The sequence below is a fragment of the Paenibacillus xerothermodurans genome, assembly GCF_002220865.2.
Lineage (GTDB): Bacteria > Bacillota > Bacilli > Paenibacillales > NBRC-103111 > Paenibacillus_S > Paenibacillus_S xerothermodurans.
The window spans coordinates 141,082-167,449 of sequence record NZ_NHRJ02000001.1; the positions used below are offsets into that span (position 1 = coordinate 141,082).

The following is a 26,368-nucleotide window of genomic DNA, read 5'->3' on the forward strand; positions in this document are numbered from 1 at the left end:
AAGCCAAACGATGAGCGCCACAACCACTAACCTGAAATCTGCCGATGCGAGCGCCAGCTATAGGCTTCTGCAATGGCTGGCCGCAATCGCATTAACCCTTTTCGGCATTTTGATGCTTCTTCCGTTTATCTGGATGATTCTATCCACCTTTAAGCCCGAAAACGAAGTGCTGAGCATCCCGCCCACGCTGTGGCCGGAAACGTTCACGCTGGGCAATCTGGAAAAGCTGTTCGTTACCCTCAACTTCGGCGTTTATTTGCGGAATACACTCATTATTGTCCTCTTCTCTTTCGTCGGCCTATTTTTTAATGCCATGGCCGGATTCGGCTTTGCCAAATACAAGTTTAAGGGCCGGGAGCCTTTGTTTTATATGGTGCTCGCCACGATGATGATTCCCGCGCAGGTGACGATGATCCCGGTCTACCTCATCCTGAACAGTATGCAGATGACCAATACGATGATCGGCATCATTCTGCCGGCTCTCGTCGGCGCATTCGGTATTTTCCTGTTCCGGCAGTTCATGGCCACCATCCCGGACGAACTGCTGGAAGCAACCCGCCTCGATGGAGCGAGCGAATTCCGCACCTTCCTGCAGATCGCGCTGCCGATCTCGAAGCCGATTCTCTCCGTGCAGGCGATCCTGACGTTCATCGCGGGCTGGAACAGCTTTCTCTGGCCGCTGATTATCGCAAATGACGAAAATCTCTACACGCTATCCGTCGGACTGGCACTGATGAAAAGCCAGACGAATCAAAATTTCGCCCTGCAGATGGCCGGCGCAACGCTTATGGTCCTGCCGATTATCATTATCTTTATCATCTTCCAACGGCACATTATCGAGAACTACACCATTTCAGGGATGAAGTAAAAAATGCGCCGAACGTCACCGGGTTAAGCTCCCAGCGAAAAAGTGTTGCCTCTTCTCAAACTTTCTACAAAGCGCCGGCAGGCGCTTTTTCTCATGTATAGAACAAAGAGCCCCGCAAGTGCGGAACTCTTTGTTCCATGCTACCGTTATTCCCGCCTTGGGGAAAGCGTGAAGGTCGTTTTCCACGGTTGGACTTGAACTCGATACGGCCTGCGTTTGTCTAATCTGCTTGTTCACCGCTGGGGACGTTAAGCAGACTTACACAGGAATCAGATTCACCGAGATGAGCTTCAGACCCAGTTCCATCTCACTGTTCAGTTTCACCGTCTGGAGCTGCAGGCTGTAGTCGCCCGGCTGGTCTATGCTGATTTCGCCGCACTTGGAGCGGATCCGGTTAAAATAAAGTGATCGGGAATTGACGATCCTCTCGTGCTCTTCCATAACGCAGTTCAGCTGTTGTCCAGCTGCCTCGAGCATAAGTTCATGTCCTCCTTCCCAGCGGCCGATGTGCTCGCCCAGCGCATCCCTAGCCTTCTCCGCCATACTTATCACTTCTACTTGAAAGCGTCCCGGCTGGATGACTTTGAACTCCCAGCTTAACCAGTCGCTCGCATCCGTCCAATTCGTAATCACGCCGGCGCGCGATAGACCGATTTGCGACCCGCTCTGCTGATGGATCTCGGCGTGATGGCCGTGGAGAACGATCTTTCGGTCTGCCAGCTGCATCAGAGTGTTATCCACCTCAGCCGTGCCGTCGATATCCAATGCCAAAACGGCGGTATATTGTCCCGGTGCATCTGCGGGCAGCGTAACGGACAGCGTATTAGTGCCGGTGGCGTCGTCATACGATTGCTCAAACGCAAGATCCTGCTGCGGCGCGGCTAACAGGTAAGCCCTGTTGACACGATTCTTCAACCCGTGCAGCGCAAATTCACCCTTAGGCCATTCAAATAAGTGGAGATACACTTTTCCCGGCTTAAAGGTAATGGTGCCCCATTCAAATTCCGTCTCGAACAGGTTCGCTGTTGTTCCCCTGATGGCCTCCTCATTTACGGCCAACCAACGGCCCACTTCATTCAGCACATTCACGCTCGGCTCAGGGATCACGCCTTCGGCCGTCGGTCCTACATTCAACAGATAGGTGCCGCCCTTGCCGATAATATCCGATAATAACCGAATAATGGTGTCAGGGGATTTCCAATGGTGGTCATTCTTCTTGAACGCCCACGTATGATTTAGCGTTGCACACGTTTCCCAGTCTGCATGCAGCGCTGTCGCAGGCGTCTCGTTATCTCCCAAGCAGACGTAATCGCCGTGTCCGTTGCCGACTCTTCCGTTGACAATGCAATCCGGCTGAAGGCTGGTCACGTACTCCGCCAAATCCTGACTTTGCGATTCCGTCATCGTCATCGGCGTATCGAACCAGATCAAACCGACCGGACCATACTGCGTGAGCAGCTCTTTTAGCTGCGGTTTCACCTTCTCCTGCAGGTATCTGTCGAAATCTTTTTCTGCGTCATCCGGGTAATCCCAGTTGTTGCCCACGGCATCTTTCTCGTACCAGTCCTGTGTTTGAGAATAGTAGAAGCATAGCTTCAGCCCCGCCTTGGCACATTCCTCAGCCAGCTCCTTCATCGGATCACGGCCAAACGGTGTGGCATCCACGATATTGTATTTGGATACCTTGGAATGGTACATGCAAAAACCGTCATGGTGTTTGGCGGTGATGACGATGTATTTCATGCCCGCATTTTTCGCTACCTCCGCCCATTCACGAGCGTTGAATTTCACCGGATTGAACTGCGCGGCCAGCTGCTCATACTCAGCGATCGGAATTTGCGCCCGCTTCATGATCCATTCCCCAATGCCCGGTATCTCTTTCCCTTTCCATTGGCCGGCTGGAATCGAATACAATCCCCAGTGGATAAACATACCGAACTTGGCCTCTCTCCACCAAGCCATCTTGTTTGCGTGTACAGCAGTTTGAGAAGTTGACATATCGAATACCCCTTTCAAAATTGGGAGAAGCCCCTTATTTTTTTTGATCTTTGGCATCGTAAGCAGCTTGATTAATCTCGATGTACCGCTGTAGATTCATATTTTCCAGGCTTTGCAAATAGGCATCCCAGTCTTTGTCCAGATTTGCATCACCAGTGACAAAGCGGGCGATCATTTCCTTCACATAATCCGTGATCACCTTTTCCAAATCCGCGAGCTCTGTGGCCTGCTCGTTGGTGAAGTACGGCGGCGGGAAGAAGCTTTCCGTCTTCTGCTTGTAGGGCTCATAATTGTTTTTCGTTTCATTGTACAAAATGATCTCCTGCGGCTTCTTCGGATCGGCCACCTCGCCCAATCTGAAATCACTGGTTCTGAGCGATGGTCCGGTCTGCGACCACATCACGTTTTGCACGGTCGGCAGGGTCGCTATCCTTTTCCAAATGGCCGGCTTGCCGTTGATTCCGATTTCCGACTTATCCGCCCACACCCATTCCTTATCGGGACGGCCAATATCCGTTCTGAGCGCCATTTCTTCCGTGTACATGAAATCAGCCAAGCGGAAAGCGGCTTCCGGGTGTTTGCTCGTTGTCGTAATCAAAAATTGCCCTCCGCCCACACTGGTCCGGTACGGTGTCACCTGCACTCCTTTGGGTCCTTTCAAAGGCGGAACGGTGACATATTCAAGCCATCTGCCGCTTTTTCCGTAGAAATCAGTGAAAATTCCATTGTGCTGCGCTGCGGCAACTCCCAGTATCACCGCATCCGGATTTTCGCCCATTTGCTTGAACTGAGTGCGGTCCTGTGTGAATGATTGAGCATCGATCAGCCCTTCGGAATACAGCTTGTGCAGATATTGCAATCCTTCTTTCCATTCCGGCTTATCGAACGGCACCGTCACTTTACCATCCACCAGGTACAGTCTTTTTTCGCCCTCCACAGGATTTAAAATGAAAGAATTCATCAAAAATTGATCGATGCCTACAGCAGATCCCAACGCCGCCCCCGCCATCGGAATTTCATCGGCTTTTCCATTGCCATTCGGGTCCTGTGTTTTAAACGCTTTCAACACCTCGTAGAATTCATCTGTGGTGGTCGGTACTTTCAGTCCGAGTTTATCCAGCCAAGGCTTGTAAATCCACGCTTTTTGGGACATGGAACAGTGGAAGCATTCGTTCACCTGTGGCAGCGCATAAATATTGCCGTCCGGCGCCGTGATCATATCCTTCACATACGGTGCCTTTTTAAACATTTTTTTGGTTTCGATGCCATACTCCTCGATCAGCTTATTCAGCGGCAAAAATACTCCTTGACTGCCGTAAATCAGCTGCTGCGTATTCGACACGCCAAAGCCCAGTATCACATCGGGATAGTCACCGCTGCCCAACATGATGTTTAACTTTTCCGGGGCCGATTTTTCCGTCGCCACATCCCATTCGATATGCACATTCGTTTTTTCTTCCAAATACTTGGTCATTTCATTCGTCGCGAAGTCCTCGACATATGCCGGCGACTTCACCATCACTTTGAGAGTTACCTTTTCTTTGGAAATGGGAAACTCCCCTGCCTTACTCACTTTCGACGTATCTATGTTCTCGCCTTGGCTGTCACCGGCCTTAAGGTCGGAACAGCCGCCGAGAACCATACTCACACCAAGCACAACACTGCTGCAGGATAGAAACCATCGGCGCAATGAAATCTCCTCCTAGTGATGAATCGTCATTTTCCAAACCATTCAATCAAGTCAGTAAGCACAGGTGTCCGAGCATGTGCAGCTGGTCAAACGGATAGCAAGCAGAGGTGTCCCATTCATGTGCCGCTAATCAACGGTCAGGAGCGAGTTCAATCGTGTGTAGTTAGTCAAAACAGAGCCGTGTGCGGAGTCGGCCTCCATCTGGAATGATGCTACTAACAGCTGTCACGTATACGCAATCCCCCCTATGTCATAAGTCCTCTGCTGATGCACTGACACGGACATCAATATTGGATAGAGATCATTTGATGTCCATTGAGCTTAGGCAGCTCGAATTCAACATGCCCATCGGCGTAAGTAAACGGCAAAGGCTGCTGCTCAGGCACACAGCTCACGCTAACTACTTCGTTATCTGTCCGCACCCTGACTTTGATGCCGTGCACAGGAATCACATCCTCAATGATGTCAATGTCTGCGCTCCGGCGCTCGGGAATGTAATGCAGCAGATGCACGACCCAACGCTGATACGCGGATTGTTCATTCACCGTCGCCAACATGGTGCTCGGTCCGCTATGTGTCAGCACTTGCTCTGGCAGCACCATACGCAGCGCATTGAGGAACAGCTGCTTGCACCAGCGCGGCGCGTTTTGATGATACTGTGAAAAAATCGGGTGGGCGAAATAAATCACATTACCATTTTTCACAATGCCCGCATAGTCCGGCTTCCCGGAAGAAGGCGACTGCCGGTGAGAACAGAAATGCCGGTAAGAGCGGTCAAAGTGCGATCGCACGGTCATGGCCAGAACCTCAGTTCCGGAACGCGCCTGCACTTCCACGCCTTTCATGTGCATAGCGTGCTCCGTGTCGGGCAATCCCTCCCCAATCGTACCTTGGGGCAGAATGTAGTCCGTGTAGTCATTTCTGAAATAACGCACGCCCCGCACCAGATTGCCGTCCTCATCTCGAGTGGGATCAGGCTTCAAATCAATGCCAAGCTGACTCCAGCCCAACTCGTTTGTATCCGCGTTCAAACCGGACTCGAATGAAGCGATCACCGCGCCGCCGGCAGCTGCAAATTCATCCAGCTTTTGTGCGAAGCCGGCGGACACCGGTATATTGTCGGGCAGTATCAATACTTTATAGCGGGAGAAATCAGTTTTACTGTCAATGATGTCAAATTGATGGGCGCTCTCCTGCAGCATTCGCGCGGCGCCGACTGCAGCGGGCGGCATTCTCAGCTCTTTTTCACTGAATTCCTCCGGAGTGAACAGCCCGATATCTGTGACAGCTCGGGCACCTGCACACCAAGGTTCCTTTTGCTCCACTTGGCTGTACACCGCACCGATCAAGTCATACACAGGAGCCGAGATTTTGCCGCTTGGATCAAGCTGGTCGCCAATGCTGCATTTGGCATTCAGCGACAGCATGTTGAAGCATTCAAACTCCAGCGCGACCTGGTTTTTGAAGGAGTGGAAATCCCCCCAGGACGTGTGGAATTTTCCGGTCATGCCGAGGCAATCGTGCCCCAAAGTACGCGCGTACCTCATTGCCAGCGGGAAATGCATATACCCCCAACCGCCGCTTGGCAGCGATTCCAGCTCAAAATGGGTGAAAGCGCCGGCGGCAGGCTTGTCGGCCACACCGATATGCCCTTTGTTGTAAAAGATGGTGCACTCCGTATTGTATTGTCGGATAAATGCAGACATATCTCTTTTGAAATCGTCCATCATCTCTGTTGCAAAACGCAGGCGGTCAGCAGATCTGCTGGGGTCCAATCCCTGCGCCAGCATATCCGCCCGGCATTGCTTGCATGAGCATTCCACCATTTTTACGATGTCGTAGAAAATGCCATCAACCTCGAACATATCGAGCAGTTCCTTCGTGTGCTGTTTTAGGAAATCCCGATACGCGGTGTTGACGCAAAGGTGACGGTAAAAACCCGGCTCGTATACCGGCGTGCCGATCGCATTGCCGTGCTCATCCAAGGCAATCCACTCCGGATGCTGTTCGGCTGTGAAGTGATCCCACTGCACCGTGATATAGATTGGGGCGCGGATACCGCGGCTATGGCAGGCGTCGATTTGTTCTTTCAACAGATTTTTGTTCTTGAGGTTCGGATGAACCCGCTCCGGGTTCAACTGGGAATCGTAATAAAGCATCCCGTGATGGCAGCGCGCAAAGCACGCAATCGAATTCACTCTGGCTTTCTCCAAAGTCGCCGCGAACTGCTCTGCGTCGAACTCTTCCCCGATTCCGGCGATTTCCGGACTCGTGTGAAAATCCAAATGCACTTGTCTAAAACGTAATTCGGTTGACATGGCTAAATCGAAGCCTCCTTTTGTTCAAAGCGTGTGTATGGAAAACAGCAGGCGCTTACTTCCTGTGTAGGTTGAATTGTGCATCGCATGCGCCGATTACCTAGGTTTGACCAAATAACTGCTTCCCTTTTCCGCAGCAAAAATGGTCAGGCTCCCATCCTGTTCTGCAGGCACATCTATTCCACGTACGTCTGTGACCGCCACGGGGACCGCAGCTCGCAACCGGCAAATGCCATCCTGTTTCGCTTGCAGCCGGCATTCCGTGAGCGCGCCGCTGCTCCAAGAGAGATCGACCTCGAACCCTCCCCGCGCCCGCAAGCCGCTGAAGCTGCCCGACCGCCACGCACGTGGGAGCGCCGGCAGTAGATTGATTTCACCGGAATGCGACTGCAGCAGCATCTCTGCGATCCCCGCCGCGCCGCCGAAGTTGCCGTCGATTTGAAACGGCGGATGCTCATCGAATAAATTAGGATCGGTTGATTTGCGAAGCAGCGCCAATATATTCTCATGCGCTTCCTCGCCGTCGCCCAGCCGTGCCCAGAAGTTGATGATCCAGCATCGGCTCCAGCCCGTATGCCCTCCGCCATTGGCCAGCCTGCGCGTTAAGGTGGTTCTGGCGGCTTTGGCAAGCTCAGGCGTTTTCGCCACACTGATCGACTCACCGGGATGCAGCCCGAATAAATGTGATATATGCCGGTGGCCTTTGTCTTCCTCCTCATAATCCTCAAGCCACTCCAGCAGCTGCCCCTCGTCTCCGAGCTGCGGCTCAGGCAGCTGGCTGCGCACTTCCCGCAACCGCTCCATAAATTCCCCGCTCTCACCGAGCAGGGTGCCCGCCTCAATGCAGCTGTCGAACAAGAAACTGAGAATTTGGCTGTCCATCGTTGGTCCGGCCGTCAAATAGCCCATACCTCCGTTCGGCAGTATGTACCTGTTTTCCGGTGATGCCGACGGACATGTGACATATCTGCCTCGATCGTCTTGTACCATATAATCTAAGTAAAATTCAGCGGCCTCCTTCATGACAGGATAAGCTCTGTGTGCCAAAAACGCTAAGTCCCCGCCGTAACGGTAATGCTCCCATAGATGTGTCGCCAGCCACGCTCCCGCCGTAGGCCAGGTTGCCGCCCGGACGTTTAACCCATTCAGCACCGTGTCAGCCCATATGTTTGTGTTGTGATGCAGTACGAAGCCCCGGCAGTTGTACATTTTACGGGCCGTTTCACGGCCGTTGACGCGCAGCCTGTCAATAAAATCAAACAGCGCCTCGTGGCACTCCGCCAAATTGCCTACTTCAGCCGGCCAGTAATTCATCTGCAGATTGATGTTCGTCGTATAATTGCTTTCCCAAGATGGCTTGTAATTATCATTCCATATGCCCTGCAGGTTCGCGGGCAAAGTGCCGGGCCGTGAACTTCCCAGAAGCAAATAACGGCCGTATTGAAAGAACAGTGCCGCAAGGCCCGCATCCTCGCCTCCCGCCTTCACCTGCTCCAGTCTCTCATCGGTGGACAGCCCCGACCGCGACCTTTGTCCGTCGGTCAGCTCTAGTGACACACGATTCATAGCACCGCTGTGATCCGTAATATGCTCTTGTTTCACACGCTCATAGCCTTTAGCCAGCGCGTTGTTCACCTGCCGGATACACTGGCCCAGAGGATCCGAGCTGCGGAAAGTGGTTCCGGCAGCAAGCCAAAGTGTCACTGCGTCTGCATTTTCAATCGAAATAAAGTCTCCAATAGTCTGCGCCGTCCCTCCTTCGTACTGCGCGTGAAGATATGCCACGTACTTGATTCCGTCCGGCCCGCACTGCCCGTGCATAGCGATGGAGCTGTCGCCCAGAACGTGGATGTCTCCGTCAAAAGGTCTGCGTGTTAAATTCGCACAAAACCGTAGTCCGCCGGGGGTACCGCATGTGATCCTGACCGCTAGCACCTGGTCGACGGCACTGCTGAATACCTCGCGCTTGTAGCTGACACCTCCTGCAGTGTACTCAACACGAACAATGCCTGTTTCCACATCCAGCTCACGGTAATAGTCCTCCGTCGTCCGGCCGTGCCGGCCAAACCAGAGGTTCAAATCCCCCAGCGGTTGATACGGGCCGAAAAACTTGCTGCTCGGCGTGAAAGCCAGCCTCGTCAGGTACTGGGCTTCCTCCACTTCGCCGTCCATGATCAACTGCCTGATTTTCGGAAAATAAGCGGCAGCATCGGGATTGTGCCTATCTTTTGGTCCACCGTACCATACGGAGTCCTCGTTGAGCTGAATGAGCTCCTCCTCCGCCTTGCCGTATATCATAGCGCCTAACCGCCCATTGCCGACAGGCAGAGCTTCGACCCATCTTGTCGCAGGTTTTCGGTACCAGAGCTTCATTTCTTTGCTGCTGCTCGTCATACGCAATATCATCCTCCTCAACTGTTAATCAAAGAACGGGATATCATACTGCCGCCACGGCTTGTAGCCGCAGCTGCCGCATTAACAACCAAGCCCAGCGAACTCGGTGTGCTGGACCTGGTGTATTGTCACTGCTTTTTATACTTGGCGTCATATGCTAATTGATATATCTCCAAATAACGCTGTAGATTCATGTCTTCCAAATTTTTCAGATACGTTTCCCAATCGCTGTCAATGTTGACGTCTCCGGTTACGAAGCGGGCGATCATTTCCTTCACGTAATCATTGATCGTCTTCTCCAGGTCCGCAGCTTCTGTTGCCTGCTCATTTGTAAAGAACAGCGGAGGGAGCACGGTTTTTTCATCCTGCCGGTATGGCTCATATTTTTCCTTGGTTTCTTTGTACAGAATCAACTCGGCCGGATTGTTAGGATCAGCCACCTGCCCGAACCTAAATTTGTTTGTACGCATGGATGGCCCGGTCTGCGACCAATGTATGTTTTGCGGACCTGGCGGAAGAACTTTGAGCTGCTTCCAGATAGCCGGCTGGCCGTCGATGCCTGCCTCGCCTTTTTCCGCCCAAGCCCACTCGACATCTGGACGGCCGATGGTCGTTCTGAGAGCCATCTCATTCGAGTACAACGCATCTGCCAGACGGAAAGCGGCTTCGGGATGTTTACTTGCACTGGTTATGAGATACATCCCCCAGTTCTGCTGTCCTTGCAAACCGTACGGACGGGAGGCTGCAATCTGGATTCCGTTCGGACCTTTCAGTGCCGGTGCTGTCACAAATTCAAGCCATCTGCCGCTCTTGCCGTTAAAGTCCGTGAATGTGCCGTTATGCTGTGCCAACGCGGCGCCCAATATCGGAACGTCCGGATTTTCGCCCATTTGCTTCGCCTGGTTTCTGTCCTGCGTGAACGATTGTGGAGCAATCAGGCCTTCCGCATACAACTTGTGCAGATACTTAAGCCCTTCCTTCCACTCCGGCTTGTTAAACGGAACGTCCACTTTGCCGTTGCTGACAAAGAAGCGTTTCTCCGGATTCGGCGGTGAACCGTCTACATTATTAGTGATGAAAGCATTCATAATGTACTGATCGATACCTACCGCCGGACCGATGGATGCGCCTGCCAGAGGAATTTCATCCGCCTTGCCATTACCGTTAGGGTCTCTGGTTTTAAAAGCCTTCAGCACCTCGTACAGCTCATCGGTCGTAGTCGGCATCTGGAGTCCAAGCTTGTCGAGCCATGGCTTATAAATCCACATTTTCTGAGACAGCGAGCAGTGGTAGCATTCGTTGATTTGAGGCAGAGCATAAATATTGCCGTCCGGAGCGGTAATCAAATCTTTCGCGTACGGCACCTCTGCGAACATCTTTTTTGTCTCAATGCCGGACTTCTCGATCATTTCGTTCAGCGGCAGGAAAACTCCTTGGCTTCCGTAAATCAACTGCTGCGTACTGGACACTCCAAAGCCCATGATGACGTCAGGGTAGTCGCCGCTGCCCAGTACAATGTTCAACCGCTCCGCTGCAGATTTCTCAGGTGCGACGTCCCACTCGATATGAATGTTCGTCTTTTCTTCCAGATACTTGGTGAACTCGTTCGTAGTAATATCCTCAATAAACGGACTTCCCTTCACCAGCACCTTAAGCGTTATTTTCTCTTTGGTGATCGGGAACTGTCCCGGTTCGCTTAAATCTTCCTGCACGGCGGGCGCTGCCGACTGCTGCTCCGCACAGCCGCTCAACACTGCCGTAAGCCCGATGAGCACGGTCAATCCCGCTTTCATTCCTGTATACATTGGTACTCCTCCTGGTTAGATGAATGTGTATGAAATGTGCCGATAGATGGATCAATAATCATGCGTTATCCTTTCAAAGAACCAACCATGACGCCTTTCACGAAATGCTTCTGGATAAACGGGTATATGATCAACAGCGGAGCAGAAGCCACGATGATAAGCGAATATTTCAGCAGCTCGCTGAGGCCTTCCCTCTTCACCGCGTCCTCCAAATCCGTCAGCATGTTCGCGTCCACCTGATTTTGCACGAGGATGTCGCGCAATACCAACTGCAGCGGGAACATCTGCGGGCTTTTCAAATACAGCATGGCATTGAAAAATTGATTCCAATGGCCGACCGCATAATAAAGTGTGATAACAGCGATGATCGGACCCGATAACGGGACTACAATTTTGGCGACAAATTTGAAGTCGTTGCATCCGTCCAGCTGAGCCGCCTCCAGGAGCTCTTCGGGAATCGTAGTCTGAAAATAGGTTCTGGTGATAATCATGTTATATACACCAAAAGCGGTAGGAATAATAAGCGACCACATCGTATTCAGCATACCGAGATCTTTGACAAGCAGATAAGATGGGATCAGACCGCCGGAGAACATGGTTGTGAACATGAACAGCATGATGATCGCGTTGCGCCCTACCAGATCTTTTCTGGCAAGCGGGTATGCCGCCAAAATGGTCATCACTACGTTGATCGCCGTGCCGACCGCCGTGTACACAATAGAGTTGCGGAATCCCGACCAGATCAGCTTATTTTTGAAGACGGCGGCATACCCTTCCAACGTCGGCTCGACGGGCCAGAGCCATACCCTGCCTGCGGTGACCGCCGCCGGCGTGCTGAAGGACGCACTGGTAATATACACGAGCGGGTACAACACGATTAACAGAAAAAAGGTGAGTATCGTGTAATTGATGATATTGAAGATTCGATCGCCCGCGGCTTCCTTGATCGTCGACGTGCCTGCAGCCAGAACTTGCCTGCTGCCCGTTTTGCCCGCTGTAGAAGTTGCCATATCGAATTACCTCCCTTCCTCGCCACTCACCATAAACTCTCCTGCTTGGCCTTCTTCGCCGCACTGTTAATAGCGATGAGAAGTATTAAGCCCACGACCGATTTGAATAAATTGATCGCTGTTGAATAGGAGTAGTTCATCGCTTGAGACGCCAATCCGATTTTATAGACGTAAGTGTCGATCACTTCCGATGTTCTCAAATTGAGCGAATTCTGCATAAGCAGCACCTTCTCGAATCCGAGATCAAGAATATGACCGGTGTTCAGTATCAACAAAATGACAGCGATCGGAATGATGCTCGGCAGGTCGATATGCCACATTCTTTGCAGCTTGCTCGCCCCGTCCACAACAGCGGCTTCATGCAGGGCAGGATCAACGCCGGCTAGCGCGGCCAGATAGATAATGCAGGAGAAACCGACATTTTGCCATACGCCTGAAAAGACATAAATCGTTTTAAAATACTCCGGCTTGCTCATGAAATTGATGGGCTCCATGCCGATGGCCTGCAGGATGTTGTTCACCAGCCCGTTGCGCGGATCCAGCAGCTCGAGCAGCATGCCGACAATAACGACGACTGAGATGAAGTGCGGCGCATAGGTGACCATTTGCACGGTCTTCTTGAAGTATTCTTGTCTCACATAGTTGAGGCTTAACGCCAAAATAATAGGAAACGGGATGCCGGCGATCAGGTTGTAGACGCTAAGTACAATCGTATTTTGCATCAATCTGCCAAACTCATATGAGTTGAAGAAGCGGATAAAATGCTTCAACCCGGCCCACTCGCTGCCTGCGATGCCTTTAGTCGGTATGAAATCTTTGAATGCGATGGTCGCACCATACATCGGATAATACTTAAAAATCAGAATGTAAACTATCGGCAGAAACAGCAGCACGTACAGCTGCCAACCTTTGCGCATCCTTTTTAGAGTTGGATTAAGCGTTTTCATAACATCACCTCCGTTTTCATCGCGAAATGCAATTGAGACTATACTCAACATACGGGCAAGACGAAAAACAGTAAACATGAAAGCGTTTACCAAGTATTCTTTTGTTAGGAATCGGTGATGTGCATTTATTTATCCGTTATGCAAAAGTTAAACGCTTGATCTGAGACGCTGCTCTGATTGCCGATAGCTGGTCGTACTCACCCCGTTCAATCGCTTGAATGCCCGACAAAACGTGTTAGATGAATTGTAGCCCACCCTGTTGGCTATTTCGTTCACGCTGAGATTCGTTTCCAGCAGCAGCCGCTTGGCTTGATTCATTCTCAGGTTTTCCAGATAGTCGAAGAAATTCACGCCCGTCTGCTCTTTAAAGAATTGCGAGACGTAGACCTTTGTCACCTCGAACCGGTCCGCCACATAATCCAGGCTGAGCTCAGACTGCATGTAGGAGCTGTTCAGCAGAGTAATCATATCTTCCATTAAACGCGAGTTTTTGCTTTTCTTATGTTCATTCACGTGATCACAAATACGCCGATACGTATTGATGATGGACGCATAACTGCTCTCGACCTCGCGGAACGCGCCTCTCGTGCTCACCACTGATTTGATGTTGAAAAAAATGCTCTCCTCATTCAAACCGATCTGAGGCAGCAGCTTGACCACGGTTCCCCATATCTCGCACAAAAACAGCTGCATCATCGTGCAGGAAAGCTGTCTCTCCTGCAAATTTTTGGCCCGAAGCTCCAGCAATAAGCTCTCGACGTCGTTCCATTCACCGGCTTTCGCCAAATTCATTAACCGTACTTCCATCTCACCCGGATAATAGTAATCGTTGTTATCCGTCGGCAGTTGATGGAACCACAGCACGGCGTCTTTTCGTTCCCAAGCCTGGTACTGAAGTGTGTGTCTTGCCTCCTCATACGATCTGGATACGTTGGTCAAGCCTGCATAGATACCTCCTATAGCAGCAGAGAGCTTCAGATTCATGGCGTCGGCAATTTGCCGTCCTGCACAGCCAAGAAGTGTTTCCAGCTGCTTGCAGCATTCTGCCGGCGGACGTGAGCCGCAGCTGTACAGCAGCACAATTTGGTCATCAGCCGCATCATGAATGTAACCGTGCTCACCGAACATTTGTCTTAAAAAATCCTTTACGACAACCCGCTGAACATCGGGTCCGTCGACTTCCGTGCCAGTCACCAGCAGCTCCCATCCACGCAGCTGAAGCAGTGTCACGACATAATATGGACCGCTGTTTGCCATACCCGTATGCTGCAGCAGCGCCGCTGTATCCTTGCGGGAAATAAACTCGCCTCTCAGCAGCCGTTCAAACAAAGCGGCCTGCAGCAGAGGCGCTTGCTGCTTGATCTCTTCCTGCAGCTGCGCATTATTATCCGCCAAGCCGGAAATAGCTTCTCTGATGAACGCGAACGCGTCGGTGGACTCACGGTGCTTGCCGCCCGCCTTCGCAAGAAGCGTATTGACGATCATTATCAACGGTCTGCTGCTTCGATATGCCAGTAAGTACGCAATCGCTGTGCCTAACAGTAAAAACACGAATGCGGAGATAAATGATATTTTTTGAATATACCTGACTTTGCCTAGCACTACGTCACTCGGCTGAACTACCAAATAGGTCCACCCGTTATTGGAGGATTTGGTGTAAGTAATCATCATTTCGCTGCCGCCGACCGTTTGTTCCAGGGAGCCGACGCTGCCTGCCAGCAGGCCGGTATCAATAGGCATGAGCTGTTGCTCCGATCCGGAGGAATAAGAGCTTATAATTGTACCCTTGTCATCGACGATGTACGCCCACCCGCCCTGGGAGAGATCAAGGCCGCTGAGCAGCTTCCGGATTTCTTTGTGATCTATCATTACAGCGACCACTCCTTGGACAAAGCCGGGATAGCCAATGGATTGAACGTAGGTCAGCATCGACTGCTTACTTCCTTTGAGTACGACGTCTTGCGCAGGCATGTATTTTTGGCTGTGAAAGCTTCCGAACAAAAACTGCCTCCACTGGCTGTAATCCATCTCGTCATAATGCATCATGTGGGTGTAAAAATCAGACAGCAAATACGTGGAGTTGGCGGTCAACGCCAGCTCGCTGTTCTTGAAAAACACATAATAATCGTATATAAAGTTATTGGTGAGCGTAAAATTGTACAGTCCTTTGCGCGCCTCCAAAATCCGGAACGTGTTCGCGCCCGCAAACGGATCGGAAATATGCTGAAATTGCATAATTCTGGGGTCATTCGCCACTTGCATCGTGATTGAAGTGATCTCAGCGAACCTCCGGTCCAATATGCTTTTGCTTTGCTCCAACAAATCCATGTTGTTAGCGGTTACTTCTTTCTCGACGACGATCAGTGTCTTTTGATAGATGACCCAGCCGATCGCCATGGCGAGCAGCAAAAAGACGATGTAAGGGGCCAAAAGGCGGATGAACACTCTGTTTTTGTCCACAGTTCGGTTCAGCATAGTAAGCAAAAAAGGGTCCCCCTTGGTATCCATTCATTTCAGTGAATTCCAACAATTGCAGCAGAGCAGCACCTAGACAGGCACAGTTGCACGGGCACAAAGTTTGGTATTGCCAATCGAACATTTGGAGGCAGGGCATGAACAACACCCACCGGGCTTTCTGGAAAAAGTACATCGCGAAAGCGAAGCTTGACTTATCTATAGCGGCCTACACGAAAGTGCCGACCACTTGGCAGGATTGCGATTACATCTCCGAGTTCAACAAGTTTTATTTCGTCACAGAGGGAGAAGGCTTCGTAAAAATACGAGACCGGGAATATTATCCTCAACCGGGAGAGCTATATCTGCTGCCAGCCGGAATCAAACAATCCTATGGCACGATTAGCCAGGATACATTCGGCAAGTATTGGTGCCACTTTACCGCTAAAATCGGTGAGCTGCATTTATTTAACGTCGTACAAACACCTGCGTGCATCAAGGTAAAAGACCCCGATGAGCTCCGCAAAAAATTTGAACAATTGATCTATTATTCACACAGCGATGAGTTGACGTCCGAATTTCGCGTGAACTCCATCCTGATTGATTTCATAGCCGGGTTTATCGAGCAATCCGGCTCCGTACGTTTGAATTTGGCGTCCGAGCCGGCCTTTGAAAAAATGAATAAGGTTCTCAAATATATCGAAGATAATTTAGCGCGCAACATATCGGTCGACGAGTTAGCGCGAATTGCTCACTTCCATCCCAATTATTTCATCAACATCTTCAAACATGTCACCGGCTATCCGCCGATTCAATATGTGAACCGCATGCGTTCGGAAAAAGCCAAAAATCTTTTAATTATGACTGAATTAAACGTGTCCCAGATTGCGGATTCCGTGGGGATGGAGCTCTCGTACTTCTCCCGGATGTTCAGGGAGCACACCGGCCTCTCACCTACCGCTTACCGGGAAATGATTCCCCGCACCACCGTTTAAAAAAGAGGGCGAACTTCGCCCTCCTGAGAGTATCGGGACATTTATGGATAAAAAGAGTTCGCCTTCGTGGTGGTCGGACACCAGCGGGAGCTGAGCAGGTACTTGATCAATACGTCCTTCGCCTCATCCGTGCCGATATAATGCAGCGCCTCCGCCGCATGGGCGCGCACATACCGGTTATCATCGTCCAATGCGGCCTCCAGCTGCGGCACGGCAGCATGAGCGACACCACCAAGTTTGGATAAAGAAAGTCCTGTCATGAATCGCACCTGTACGTCCGGGCTCTGCAGACAGCGAATCAACGCGGAGACAATCTCGCCTGTCGGCGTGCCGATCAAGCCGAGCGACTCCACTACCGCACACCGCAACCGTTCCGACGGATGGGCCAACAGCCCGATCAAATCAGACACCGCATCCGCGGCTACATCCCGCAATTCTCCGAGTGCAAACACTGCGTTGACAGCGGTTTCAACATTCGTCTGGTGTAACGCGGAGACCAGTCCTTCCACCGCATCTGACCCCGCCGCAGATAAACCGTAGGCGGATACTCTGGATACGTGCTGGTTTTCGTGCGCCAGCCCATGCAGCAGTGCTTCTACGCCCGGTTGACCAGCGCTGGCTAGCTCATACGCAGCATTGATCGCGTTAGGCTCGAAGCTGTCTTCCAGCGCTGCGGAAAGCTGCTGGATACGATCTTGGTCGAGCGAAGCCGTTCCTGCGAGGCTGCCGGTTTTACCGGTAAGCCAGTTCCACGTCTCCTCCCACATTGCCTCGTGCTCAGCAATAGGCAAATTCAGGTGCGCTGGTCGCTGCCAAGCCTGGTCCTGACAGTTCCAGCTCGGAGCTTCCGGCATGGTGGTGCGCATAAATTCGAATTTCAACATATAGCGCGGCTCGCCCAGCACATTGGGTGTGGAGCGATGCCAAATGTCATAGTGAATCAGGGCGAATGTGCCTGCTTTACCGCTCGCCAACACTTCTCCTGGCGCGTCATCAGATTCAAACGTGCGGGTTTGGTAATTTTGTGTGCCCGGCATAATTCCGGTAGGACCTAATTCCACCGGGGTATCCTGCGGGAAATACATGATCATCGCCCAATGGGGATGGTGGTTCCGCATCCTGCTGTACCCCCAATAGCTGTCTTTGTGCCAGCCGCCAGGCTTAGCGGAAGCATTGTAATGGCCATGACGGTGTGCATGCAGCATATAGTTCGGACCCAGCACGCTTGTCAATGCGCCGGATACAACCGGGTGATCAAACACCTTCTGCAGGTCCCGAATACGCGGCAGTAAATTGTTGCCGGGGTTTCCTTCCTCCGCGTACACCGTGTTCAGCTGATCCACCAGGCTGCGATGAAACTCCGGGGAAAAGTCTGTCTGCAGCAGCAGATAGCCGTCTGTCACAAATTTTCGCATTTGTTCGTCCGTCAATAATAAGGGAGCATTGTACCGCACGGATGATCCTACCTCCTCGATGATTCAAGATTGGGATATCGACAGCCCTATTATAAAAAAGAAGATGCAGAAGAAAAACAGACAATGTTAATCTCTGCTAGCACAAAACTAAGATTCGAATGTAGTGCCAATCCCATAAAATGCTGCTGCATTCGCTCCGAACACTTTCTCTTTTGCGCTGTCCGGCCAATGGTGGGGAAGCGTTTGCAAAAGCAGAGAAACTACCTGCTCGTAGCTCGCCGCAAGCAGACATACAGGCCAATCGCTGCCGAACATAACACGGTCAGGGCCGAACATCCGGCAAATCTCGCTCACGTACGGCTTTATATCCTCCTGTTTCCAATGCGTATGATTTGCCTCCGTCATCATCCCTGACAGCTTGCAGTGCACGTTCGGAAATGCCGAAGCCTCCTGCATCAATTCGCGCCAGGGTTCGAACGCCTGCTCGGCGATGTTCGGTTTGGCGATATGATCGATAACGGCTCTTAACTTCGGTATGCGGCCCAGCATCTCAATTGCAGATGGTAAATGCTGTGTTTTCACCAGTAAATCCAACGCTGCTCCCTTTTCGGCCAAAATGCTTAAGGAGCGGATAACAGCGTCCTTACAAATGTACGCGTCGTCGTCAAGATCCTGCAGCATCGGACGAATGCCTAGAAAATAAGGGGATCGCATCAGACGGTCCAGCTGCGCTTCAAAGTCTGGAGCCTCCAGGTCAAGCCACCCCACCACACCGGCCAGCGACGGCTCCTGCTCGCATAAAGCGAGCAGAAATTCAGTCTCCTCCACCGTTGGTGCGGCCTGCACGACAATCGTGGCCGTAACGTCCGCTTTCTGCAGCAGCGGCTTGAGATCGTCCGGTAAGTAATCCCGGTACAGCACGCCCATGTGGGGACTCAGCCAACCGTAGTCACCACGGTCCAATTTCCAGTAATGCTGGTGCGCGTCGATCCTCATAGACTACCCCCCTCCTTAACCACACCTTTGGTTAAAATGATATTCGCATACTGCGAGGTTTCGCCGGTCGCAACGATCGCATATGCTCGCTTTGCACGCTCGTAGAAAGCGAACCGCTCCACTTGTTCTATCTGAATGCCGGCTCCTGCGCGGTTTGCCAAAACTTGCTCGTACTGCTCCCAAACCGTTGGAACAGTCGGGTCTCCAGGTACAACCTGCATCAGTGCAACCGGCTCCTTCACATAAGTATCAAGCGGGAACAGCCTCAGCACCGCGTCCAACAATGGAACTATGCCGAGCCCGTCCGCTCGCACCAGGCGGCGCGCGCAGGCGGCCGCCGGAAAGTTGCCGTCCGCTAAAATCAGCTCGTCGCCATGTCCCATTTCCATCATGATTTTCAACAAGTCCGGCGAAATCACAGAAGGGATGCCTGTCAGCACTTCCACTCACCTCCCACAGCTATCTCCTCAAGATAGACTGGTCTATTTTCCTTCAATCTTCACAATCGCAACCTTATGCCTAAAAGGAACCGCGTCGAGCTGCAGCAGGCGCTGCACGACAAGCTTGTCAACGCTTTCATGATTGCGAGAACGTACTGTTTCGCCCGCCTCCACGTTACGCAATGCTGTTGCTACGTGATCCCGAGCATCCATAACCAATACATCGGCTTCCGCTTGGAACGAATGAGACATCTGCAGCCACCTCCATAATAATGTTACCGATAACCTGAATTTAACAACAGAGGTTCTTGCTGTCAACGCCTATCTTCTCTACAATGATGCTATAGTGGACAGATATGAAAGGTGAAGTTTACTTGGTCACAATCTACGATATTGCCGAAAGAGCCGAATGTCTCCGCCATGACGGTGTCCAGAGTTCAATGACAGGGGAGACATCAAGCGATGCCACCAGACAAAAAGTAAAGCAAGTGATGGAAACGCTGCATTACGTTCCCAACTGGATGGCTCGAAGCTTGGTGCTGCAGAGAACCAAAATGCTCTCGTTGTTAATCACGGATATTACAAATCCGTTCTACACCGCCTTGGCCAGAGCCGTGGAGGATGCAGCGAACCGCTGCGGGTATAAACTTCTGTTTGGGAACAGTGACGAGGATTGTGCCAAAGAAAAAGATTACTTTCAGATGATTTTGTCCACCAGGCACGCGATAAAGGCATTACGCTTTAGGCTTTACATATATAACCCTGAGGAGGAATACATATGGTATTGGATTCATTCAAGCTGGATGGCAAAGTGGCAGCGGTGACGGGGGCCTCTAGGGGAATCGGCCGGGCTATGGCTCTGGCGCTGGCTGAAGCGGGAGCGGACATCGCCCTGCTGCAGCGTGGAGCAGCGAGTTCCGACACAATGGAACAAATCAAAAGCTTAGGCCGAGAGTGCGTTATTGTTCCCTGCGATATGGGTAACACGGACGAGGTCAAAGCGGCTATTCCCGCCGTCCTGTCACACTATGGACAGCTCGACGTCCTGGTGAACAGCGCCGGTATTCAACGCCGCTCCCCTGCCGTGGATTTTCCCGAAGACGACTGGGATGAAGTGATCCAAGTAAATCTCAAAAGCGTATGGCTGCTTTGCCAGGAAGCCGGACGTTTCATGGTGCCTCGCAAGCAGGGCAAAATCATCAATATCGCGTCGCTGCTCTCTTACCAAGGAGGCATCACGGTGCCTGCCTACGCGGCTTCTAAAGGTGCTGTCGCACAGCTGACGAAAGCGCTTGCCAACGAGTGGGGGCAGCATAACGTGAACGTAAATGCCATAGCTCCGGGCTATATCTCTACGGATATGAATACGGCACTGATGGAGGACACGGTGCGCAGCTCGCAAATCTTGATCCGGATTCCCGCCGGCCGCTGGGGTACGCCGGATGATTTCAAGGGATGCGTCGTCTTTTTGGCTTCCGATGCGTCCAATTATGTTCATGGTTCTATGTTCAATATCGATGGCGGCTGGATGGGCAGATAGCAACGAGGGAGGCTCGTCCCCAATTCACTGAATAACCGGCGGCGCGCTGTGTGCCGTTCCCCATACTACAGCCGTGCAGCTATTGTTCAACGTGGCCGCATCACCCTGACACACAGAAAAAAGCACCCATCCGTGATCGGATGGGTGCTTCGAGTTTACTACACTTGTCGGCTGGCCGAGTTTAAGCAGATTTAAATCTCTACATCGACCACAATGCTGTCGACTCTGCCTACTTCTCTGATGAAGGCCGCTACCTCTTGATGGTGCGGGTTGGGGCCGTACGCAGCCAACGCCGTACGGTCCTCAAACCGAACGCACAGCACAACCTGGTATCCCTGATTTTTCTCGGAGAAGTTAATCCCTGCCTGCAGGTCCAGTACCCCAGAAAGATGACTGCGCAATGCTTTGAATCTGTCGACCACTTCTTCGAGTTGACTTGTAGTCGTGGTTTCACCGAATTTTACCAATACAATATGATCAATCATCCAATGGCCTCTTCTCTATTAGAATGCAGGAACAACCGCACCTTGATAAGTGTCGTTAATGTACTTCTTCACTTCTTCGGAATTCAAAGCTTTAACCAGCGTTTGCATCGCTTCGGAATCTTTGTTGTCCGGACGAGTGACAAGGATGTTCACGTATGGGGAGTCTTTCTCCTCGAGGAACAAAGCATCCTTGGTAGGGTTCAGCTTCGCAGCTAGCGCATAGTTCGTATTGATCAGAGCCAGGTCGACTTCGTCGATGACACGAGGCAGCGTTGCAGCTTCCAGTTCTTTTACAACGAGCTTTTTGTTGTTCTCGACGATATCTTTCACGGTACCGCTGATGCCCGCGCCGTCTTTCAACTTGATCAGACCGTTTTTCTCCAGCAACGCCAGAGCGCGGCCGCCATTAGTGGGATCGTTCGGAATGGCAACGGTCGCCCCCTCTTTCAGTTCCTCGAGCTTCGTGATTTTCTTGGAGTATGCACCGAAAGGCTCAATATGCACGCCCGCTGCTTTCACGAGATTCATATTATTCTTCTTGTTAAAATCATCGAGGTAAGGTGTGTGTTGGAAGAAGTTTGCGTCCAGCTGTTTCTCATACACTTGAACATTTGGCTGAACATAGTCGGTAAACTCTTTGATCTCGAGAATAACGCCCTGTTCTTTGAGCGTCGGTTGAACAGCTTTCAATATTTGGGCGTGCGGCTCCGCTGTCGCGCCGACTTTGAGCGTCACCTCTTGCTTTTCGGCCCCGGCTGCCGGTGTGTTGGACGGTGCTTCAGGAGTTGCTGCAGGTTTGCTTCCGCACCCCGCGAGCATCGAAATTAATGTGATGGCTAGTACTAACTTTTTCACAGGAATGGCCTCCTCTGTTTCACTATGATATTGGTATATATAAATTCATCTGCGGCTGAATCGTTGAACCAAGCGGTCCCCTATCATTTGCAGAATCTGAACTAGCACAACGAGCAGGATCACCGTGATGATCATCACTTCCGTCTCGAATCTCTGATACCCGTAACGGATCGCCAAATCACCCAAGCCGCCGCCGCCAACGAGACCCGACATTGCCGTGTAAGACACGAGCGTAACCGTAGTAATCGTGATCCCTGCAAGCAGGCCGGGCAGCGCCTCAGGCAGCAGCACTTTCCATACAATTTGCCGGTAGGACGCTCCCATAGATTGCGCAGCTTCGATCACGCCCCGATCCACCTCTCGAACGGCGGTTTCAACCAGTCTTGCAAAAAACGGTGCGGCCGCCACGACAAGCGGAGGAATTGCGCCCTCAACACCCAGCGAGGTCCCGACGATCGCCCGAGTCAAAGGAATCATCGCGATCATTAGTATGACGAATGGCACGGAGCGCAGTATGTTGATAATGGCCGATACGAGGGAATAAAACGCTCTGCTTTGCAGCATCCCTCCGGGCGAGGTTAAGTAAAGGATGATGCCAAGGGGAAGCCCGACGATGAAGGTAAATATAACGGACAGTCCGAGCATCTGTAAGGTATCCAGTGTGGCGTGTCCAATCTCCGGCCAATCGATTTCGGAAAAGTTCATGCTATATCACCTCCACGTGGAGCCCTTGGCTGCGCAGCTCATTCACTGTGTTTTGTTTGGCGGACTCGTCACCCTCGAGCTTCACCACCAGTTGGCCGTAAGGGGTGTCTTTCAATTTGGAAATGGTCCCTTGCAAAATCGAAAAGGTCACGCCGGTCGTCTGTACGGCCCTCGACAAGATCGGCTCGTAAGTCTGTCCGCCCAAAAAGTTCAATTTCACATACATCGCACGCTCCCCCGCTGAATGATCAATTTGTAATTGATCCGCCACCTGGTCGATAAACTGCATTGTAATCGCGTGCTGAGGCTTGAGGAATACTTCGGCGACAGTGCCGTGCTCGACAATCCGTCCTTGATGAATGACTGCCACCCGGTCACAGATGGACCTGATAACATGCATCTCATGCGTGATCAGCACGATCGTCAGGCCAAATCTTTTGTTAATGTCCAACAGCAGATTCAATATCGAATTCGTCGTCTGCGGGTCCAATGCCGAAGTGGCCTCGTCGCACAGCAGCACCTGCGGATCGTTAGCCAGCGCACGGGCGATGCCGACCCGCTGCTTCTGCCCTCCGGACAGCTGGGCAGGATATTTATGCCGATGCTCCTGGAGCCCGGTGAGCTCGAGCAGTTCGTCCACTTTTCGCTGTATATGGCTTCTTGTGGCGTTGACGAGTGTCAGCGGGAATGCAATATTGTCAGCCACCGGCGCGGAAGAGAGCAGGTTGAAGTGCTGGAATATCATACCAATACGCCTCCGGCTTTCCTGCAGCCGTTTAGTATTCAAGGCCATCAGATCAATACCGTCTACGACAACCTTGCCGCTCGACGGGCGTTCCAGCAGATTCATGCTGCGAAGCAGCGTGCTTTTGCCCGCTCCGGAATGCCCGATGATACCGAAAATTTCTCCCTTGCGCACATTCAAATCGATACCGGACAGAGCGCTTACCTGTTTGGCTCCGACTCCATATGTTTTTGTTACTTGTTCCAATTGGATCATGAAACACACACCTTCTCTCAATCAACCTCAAAATCAGGCTGGCATATAAAAAGACCCTTTTTGCACAATACAAAAAGGGTCAAATCGTTCGCGCATACATCACATAGATCAGATTCGCACCCTTCTCATCTGTCAGAACCGAAAGGTTCCGAAGGAATTGGCACCAAACCATTCACACACTGCTGCTTATATGAACTGGTTGCCGGGCTTCATCGGGCCTTGTCCCTCCGCCGCTCTGGATAAGAAGTGTCTTACCTCGTATTTAGTTATAAAACTTGTTTGAGTATACTCTATGGATTCTATGGCGTCAACGATTTGCGCGCAAGATTTTAATCCAATTTTTGCTTAGATCAGGGAATATATTGCTGGACCACTTTCGTGATTTTGCCGTCTGTCATCGTAATATGGTACGGATATTCAGACAGAAGCTCATCCTGCTCAAATATCTGGATAAACCTAGCGAGAGTTAACTCCTCATTCCACTGAATGTCGGCCTCTGCGATGTTACCTGTCCGATTATAAATTTGCATCAGTACTTGCGCGGTTTGATCGACTTCTGTAGTTCTTCGCTTTGGGTTGTCATTGACAATATAGTAACCGTTTGGCGAGCCCGGCAGCCCTGAATCCGGCTCTCTCTCCGCAAACACGCGGTCAGCTTCTTCACCCTCAAACCATTGAATATAGTCCGCTACAACGTATGTTTTTCCGTCCTGCGTAAAGATATCGTTTATATAGGCAGGATGTGTATCCGCAGTTTGGGGTACCGGCTGGTACTCCGCCATGGAGTTCGCGACCGCCAATCCCGAGATGCACAAGGTCAACACAGCTATCAGCAGTAGAGAAGTTGTTTTTTTCATTTGCAGCGCTCCTTCGGCTCTAGTTACTTTGTATTTAACGTATAAATCTGTTTGTTGAAACGCCAGAGGTGAGATAGCTGCGCGTTTGCACAAAATAAAGTTTGGGCCTTTCCCATATTATGCGGGTAAGCCTGCCAACATGCGAAATGAATTTTGCCTTTTCTCTGTTCAGGACCAGCTGTGGTTTTAAAATCTTCCCGATTTCAAAATGGAATAAAAGAGATATAACACCATCAGGCAAGCCACCACCGAGCCAATTTCGATGACGGGAAAATGCAGCAGAAATACAGTGTCTTTCCCAAAAGCCGCAGCAAGAATCAATCCTACCATAATAATACTGAATGACAACAGGACGATACTAAAAGAAATACGATTGCTCACCTGATCGAGCTTGCGCATCAATAAATCGAGATCGGACAGCCCGATGTCAACGCGCAGCTTGCCGGTCCGGATCATTCTCGCCAGTTGGTTCGCCTGCCGGGGCAGATCAATGAATGTGTCAGCCAGTTCGATTAGATTCCGAGCGAGTCTGCTGCCCATCGACTTTGGGGCCAATCTTTCCTTTATTAAACGGCGGCCGAACGGTTCAGCCATGTCAATTAGCCGGAGTTCGGGAGATAATCTCTCCGTTACACCTTCCATTGTAAGCAGCGTCTTGCCTAATAACGTTAAATCCGTAGGAATAAGAATATGATGCCGATTGGCCACAGTGAACAACTCGTTGATTGCCTTGCCTAAACTCACCTGCGAAAATGGCACGTTATAGTACTGATCGCGCAGTTGATCCAAATCCTTGCGCAGGGTTCTGATATCCACTTCCTCCGACACAAGACCTAAACGTAGCAGAGCACGGATGATGCCGTCGCTGTTTTTCCGCATCAATGCGATGAGCAGAGAAGACAGGTGGTATTTCATTTCCGGGTCCAGCCGGCCGGCCATGCCGAAATCCACGAACGCCAGTTGCCCCTGGTCCAACACGATCACGTTGCCCGGGTGAGGATCCGCGTGAAAAAAACCCTCTATTAAAATTTGGTGCAGCATGGCGTGGACAAATCGTTCGGATATACTGCCCAGCTCATGCCCCTTGGCACGCAGCTCAGCGGTTTGATTCAAGTTGATCCCTTCTACGTATTCCATAGTCAGCACCTTCGGCGTCGTGTACTCCCAATACACCTTGGGTATGTGGATGTCGGAGCGGCGCTTAAATTGGGCGGCGATATGGTCCGCATTTTTACCTTCCAACGTATAATCCAGTTCGTGCAGCAAGGACTCTGAAAATTCCGCAACCATCTCTCGCAGGCGGTACCGCGCCACCCACTCTACGCGGCGCTCCGCGAGTGCGGCCAAATCGGCTAAAATGTCGAGATCCAGCTTGACTATGTCCTCTACGAGGGGGACGCTGTATCTTAATGGCAACAGCTTCTCCTGTGCTTAGGCGTCCGAAATGCACCTGTCCTATGGACGCTGCGGCAAGCGGTTGATCGTTGAATTCAGTCAGTAGTTCGTTGACAGGTGTATGTAGTTCCTGCTCCAAGAGCGTGGAGCCTGCCAAAGCCGTGCCGGGCGAGAGCAGCGGCAATTTCCCGATAGCGGCTC

Annotated in this window: 21 protein-coding genes, 2 pseudogenes and 1 riboswitch; of the genes and pseudogenes, 4 read left to right on the forward strand and 19 right to left on the reverse strand. The window is 51.4% G+C overall.

Features of this window, described 5'->3' with window-relative positions:
• The first annotated feature begins 10 nt into the window (after positions 1-10).
• Entirely contained in the window at positions 11-868 is an 858-nt protein-coding gene (locus CBW46_RS00600) for a carbohydrate ABC transporter permease (RefSeq protein WP_089198099.1), read from the forward strand.
• 258 nt (positions 869-1,126) lie between these two features.
• Here the strand turns inward: CBW46_RS00600 and CBW46_RS00605 are convergent, their stop codons facing one another.
• From CBW46_RS00605 to CBW46_RS00640, 8 genes are all read right to left on the reverse strand, one after another.
• Positions 1,127-2,866 (reverse strand): alpha-L-fucosidase, encoded by a 1,740-nt coding sequence (locus CBW46_RS00605; RefSeq protein WP_165842160.1) that lies wholly within the window; start codon positions 2,864-2,866, stop codon positions 1,127-1,129.
• Positions 2,867-2,900: 34 nt separating this feature from the next.
• Positions 2,901-4,556, reverse strand: a complete 1,656-nt coding sequence (locus CBW46_RS00610) for an ABC transporter substrate-binding protein (RefSeq protein ID WP_243633118.1) — start codon at positions 4,554-4,556, stop codon at positions 2,901-2,903.
• Between the two features lie 284 nt (positions 4,557-4,840).
• Positions 4,841-6,874: an alpha-amylase family protein gene (locus CBW46_RS00615; protein ID WP_089198101.1), complete on the reverse strand. Its 2,034-nt coding sequence runs from the start codon at positions 6,872-6,874 to the stop codon at positions 4,841-4,843.
• A 96-nt stretch (positions 6,875-6,970) separates the two neighbouring features.
• Positions 6,971-9,268: a glycoside hydrolase family 95 protein gene (locus tag CBW46_RS00620; protein ID WP_089198102.1), complete on the reverse strand. Its 2,298-nt coding sequence runs from the start codon at positions 9,266-9,268 to the stop codon at positions 6,971-6,973.
• A 128-nt stretch (positions 9,269-9,396) separates the two neighbouring features.
• Positions 9,397-11,073 (reverse strand): ABC transporter substrate-binding protein, encoded by a 1,677-nt coding sequence (locus CBW46_RS00625; protein WP_243633119.1) that lies wholly within the window; start codon positions 11,071-11,073, stop codon positions 9,397-9,399.
• Positions 11,074-11,138: 65 nt separating this feature from the next.
• Positions 11,139-12,083 carry a carbohydrate ABC transporter permease gene (locus tag CBW46_RS00630; RefSeq protein WP_089198103.1) on the reverse strand — a complete coding sequence of 315 codons (945 nt, stop codon included), beginning with the start codon at positions 12,081-12,083 and terminating at the stop codon, positions 11,139-11,141.
• Between the two features lie 26 nt (positions 12,084-12,109).
• Entirely contained in the window at positions 12,110-13,030 is a 921-nt protein-coding gene (locus CBW46_RS00635) for an ABC transporter permease (protein WP_089198104.1), read from the reverse strand.
• Between the two features lie 147 nt (positions 13,031-13,177).
• On the reverse strand, positions 13,178-15,505 hold the full coding sequence (locus tag CBW46_RS00640; RefSeq protein ID WP_243633146.1) for a helix-turn-helix domain-containing protein: 2,328 nt from the start codon (positions 15,503-15,505) through the stop codon (positions 13,178-13,180).
• A 137-nt stretch (positions 15,506-15,642) separates the two neighbouring features.
• Between CBW46_RS00640 and CBW46_RS00645 the strand changes: the two genes are divergently transcribed.
• Positions 15,643-16,479: an AraC family transcriptional regulator gene (locus tag CBW46_RS00645; protein ID WP_089198106.1), complete on the forward strand. Its 837-nt coding sequence runs from the start codon at positions 15,643-15,645 to the stop codon at positions 16,477-16,479.
• 41 nt (positions 16,480-16,520) lie between these two features.
• Here CBW46_RS00645 and CBW46_RS00650 read toward each other — a convergent pair whose 3' ends face one another.
• The 4 genes from CBW46_RS00650 to CBW46_RS00665 form a co-directional block, all read right to left on the reverse strand.
• Entirely contained in the window at positions 16,521-17,933 is a 1,413-nt protein-coding gene (locus tag CBW46_RS00650) for a HEAT repeat domain-containing protein (RefSeq protein ID WP_243633120.1), read from the reverse strand.
• Positions 17,934-18,041: 108 nt separating this feature from the next.
• Positions 18,042-18,890, reverse strand: a complete 849-nt coding sequence (locus CBW46_RS00655) for an amidohydrolase family protein (protein ID WP_089198107.1) — start codon at positions 18,888-18,890, stop codon at positions 18,042-18,044.
• Complete coding sequence (gene fucU / locus CBW46_RS00660) at positions 18,887-19,330, reverse strand: L-fucose mutarotase (RefSeq protein ID WP_089198108.1); 444 nt, start codon at positions 19,328-19,330, stop codon at positions 18,887-18,889. Before fucU ends, CBW46_RS00655 begins: the two co-directional genes overlap by 4 nt.
• Before the next feature lie 42 nt (positions 19,331-19,372).
• Positions 19,373-19,582 (reverse strand): hypothetical protein, encoded by a 210-nt coding sequence (locus tag CBW46_RS00665; RefSeq protein WP_089198109.1) that lies wholly within the window; start codon positions 19,580-19,582, stop codon positions 19,373-19,375.
• Positions 19,583-19,704: 122 nt separating this feature from the next.
• Here CBW46_RS00665 and CBW46_RS00670 point away from each other — a divergent pair.
• A pseudogene (locus CBW46_RS00670) lies at positions 19,705-20,049 on the forward strand (LacI family DNA-binding transcriptional regulator); the annotation flags it as partial.
• Positions 20,050-20,108: 59 nt separating this feature from the next.
• Positions 20,109-20,870 carry a glucose 1-dehydrogenase gene (locus tag CBW46_RS00675; RefSeq protein ID WP_089198110.1) on the forward strand — a complete coding sequence of 254 codons (762 nt, stop codon included), beginning with the start codon at positions 20,109-20,111 and terminating at the stop codon, positions 20,868-20,870.
• Between the two features lie 191 nt (positions 20,871-21,061).
• Here the strand turns inward: CBW46_RS00675 and CBW46_RS00680 are convergent, their stop codons facing one another.
• The 7 genes and pseudogenes from CBW46_RS00680 to CBW46_RS22220 form a co-directional block, all read right to left on the reverse strand.
• Entirely contained in the window at positions 21,062-21,355 is a 294-nt protein-coding gene (locus CBW46_RS00680; RefSeq protein WP_089198111.1) for a Dabb family protein, read from the reverse strand.
• Between the two features lie 18 nt (positions 21,356-21,373).
• Positions 21,374-22,210 carry a MetQ/NlpA family ABC transporter substrate-binding protein gene (locus tag CBW46_RS00685; RefSeq protein ID WP_207802214.1) on the reverse strand — a complete coding sequence of 279 codons (837 nt, stop codon included), beginning with the start codon at positions 22,208-22,210 and terminating at the stop codon, positions 21,374-21,376.
• Between the two features lie 45 nt (positions 22,211-22,255).
• Positions 22,256-22,915, reverse strand: coding sequence for a methionine ABC transporter permease (locus tag CBW46_RS00690; RefSeq protein ID WP_089198112.1), 660 nt, complete (start codon positions 22,913-22,915; stop codon positions 22,256-22,258).
• A gap of 1 nt (position 22,916) precedes the next feature.
• Positions 22,917-23,915 (reverse strand): methionine ABC transporter ATP-binding protein, encoded by a 999-nt coding sequence (locus CBW46_RS00695; RefSeq protein ID WP_089198113.1) that lies wholly within the window; start codon positions 23,913-23,915, stop codon positions 22,917-22,919.
• Positions 23,916-24,037: 122 nt separating this feature from the next.
• Positions 24,038-24,161, reverse strand: a riboswitch (SAM riboswitch).
• A 104-nt stretch (positions 24,162-24,265) separates the two neighbouring features.
• Positions 24,266-24,772 carry a hypothetical protein gene (locus CBW46_RS00700; RefSeq protein ID WP_089198114.1) on the reverse strand — a complete coding sequence of 169 codons (507 nt, stop codon included), beginning with the start codon at positions 24,770-24,772 and terminating at the stop codon, positions 24,266-24,268.
• Between the two features lie 186 nt (positions 24,773-24,958).
• Positions 24,959-26,188: an ABC1 kinase family protein gene (locus CBW46_RS00705; protein ID WP_111361052.1), complete on the reverse strand. Its 1,230-nt coding sequence runs from the start codon at positions 26,186-26,188 to the stop codon at positions 24,959-24,961.
• A gap of 34 nt (positions 26,189-26,222) precedes the next feature.
• Positions 26,223-26,351 (reverse strand): annotated as a pseudogene (locus CBW46_RS22220) (AarF/UbiB family protein); the annotation flags it as partial.
• Positions 26,352-26,368: the final 17 nt, after the last annotated feature.

What these genes read in the sequence shown, in the direction of transcription:
- CBW46_RS00645 (WP_089198106.1), top strand. Translation starts at nt 15,643, where the DNA reads ATGAACAACACCCACCGGGCTTTCTGGAAAAAGTACATCGCGAAAGCG.
- CBW46_RS00695 (WP_089198113.1), bottom strand. Translation starts at nt 23,915, where the DNA reads ATGATCCAATTGGAACAAGTAACAAAAACATATGGAGTCGGAGCCAAA.
- CBW46_RS00690 (WP_089198112.1), bottom strand. Translation starts at nt 22,915, where the DNA reads ATGAACTTTTCCGAAATCGATTGGCCGGAGATTGGACACGCCACACTG.
- CBW46_RS00680 (WP_089198111.1), bottom strand. Translation starts at nt 21,355, where the DNA reads ATGATTGATCATATTGTATTGGTAAAATTCGGTGAAACCACGACTACA.
- CBW46_RS00640 (WP_243633146.1), bottom strand. Translation starts at nt 15,505, where the DNA reads ATGCTGAACCGAACTGTGGACAAAAACAGAGTGTTCATCCGCCTTTTG.
- CBW46_RS00700 (WP_089198114.1), bottom strand. Translation starts at nt 24,772, where the DNA reads ATGAAAAAAACAACTTCTCTACTGCTGATAGCTGTGTTGACCTTGTGC.
- CBW46_RS00630 (WP_089198103.1), bottom strand. Translation starts at nt 12,083, where the DNA reads ATGGCAACTTCTACAGCGGGCAAAACGGGCAGCAGGCAAGTTCTGGCT.
- CBW46_RS00615 (WP_089198101.1), bottom strand. Translation starts at nt 6,874, where the DNA reads ATGTCAACCGAATTACGTTTTAGACAAGTGCATTTGGATTTTCACACG.
- CBW46_RS00675 (WP_089198110.1), top strand. Translation starts at nt 20,109, where the DNA reads ATGGTATTGGATTCATTCAAGCTGGATGGCAAAGTGGCAGCGGTGACG.
- CBW46_RS00620 (WP_089198102.1), bottom strand. Translation starts at nt 9,268, where the DNA reads ATGACGAGCAGCAGCAAAGAAATGAAGCTCTGGTACCGAAAACCTGCG.
- CBW46_RS00605 (WP_165842160.1), bottom strand. Translation starts at nt 2,866, where the DNA reads ATGTCAACTTCTCAAACTGCTGTACACGCAAACAAGATGGCTTGGTGG.
- CBW46_RS00625 (WP_243633119.1), bottom strand. Translation starts at nt 11,073, where the DNA reads ATGTATACAGGAATGAAAGCGGGATTGACCGTGCTCATCGGGCTTACG.
- CBW46_RS00635 (WP_089198104.1), bottom strand. Translation starts at nt 13,030, where the DNA reads ATGAAAACGCTTAATCCAACTCTAAAAAGGATGCGCAAAGGTTGGCAG.
- CBW46_RS00600 (WP_089198099.1), top strand. Translation starts at nt 11, where the DNA reads ATGAGCGCCACAACCACTAACCTGAAATCTGCCGATGCGAGCGCCAGC.
- CBW46_RS00655 (WP_089198107.1), bottom strand. Translation starts at nt 18,890, where the DNA reads ATGAGGATCGACGCGCACCAGCATTACTGGAAATTGGACCGTGGTGAC.
- CBW46_RS00665 (WP_089198109.1), bottom strand. Translation starts at nt 19,582, where the DNA reads ATGTCTCATTCGTTCCAAGCGGAAGCCGATGTATTGGTTATGGATGCT.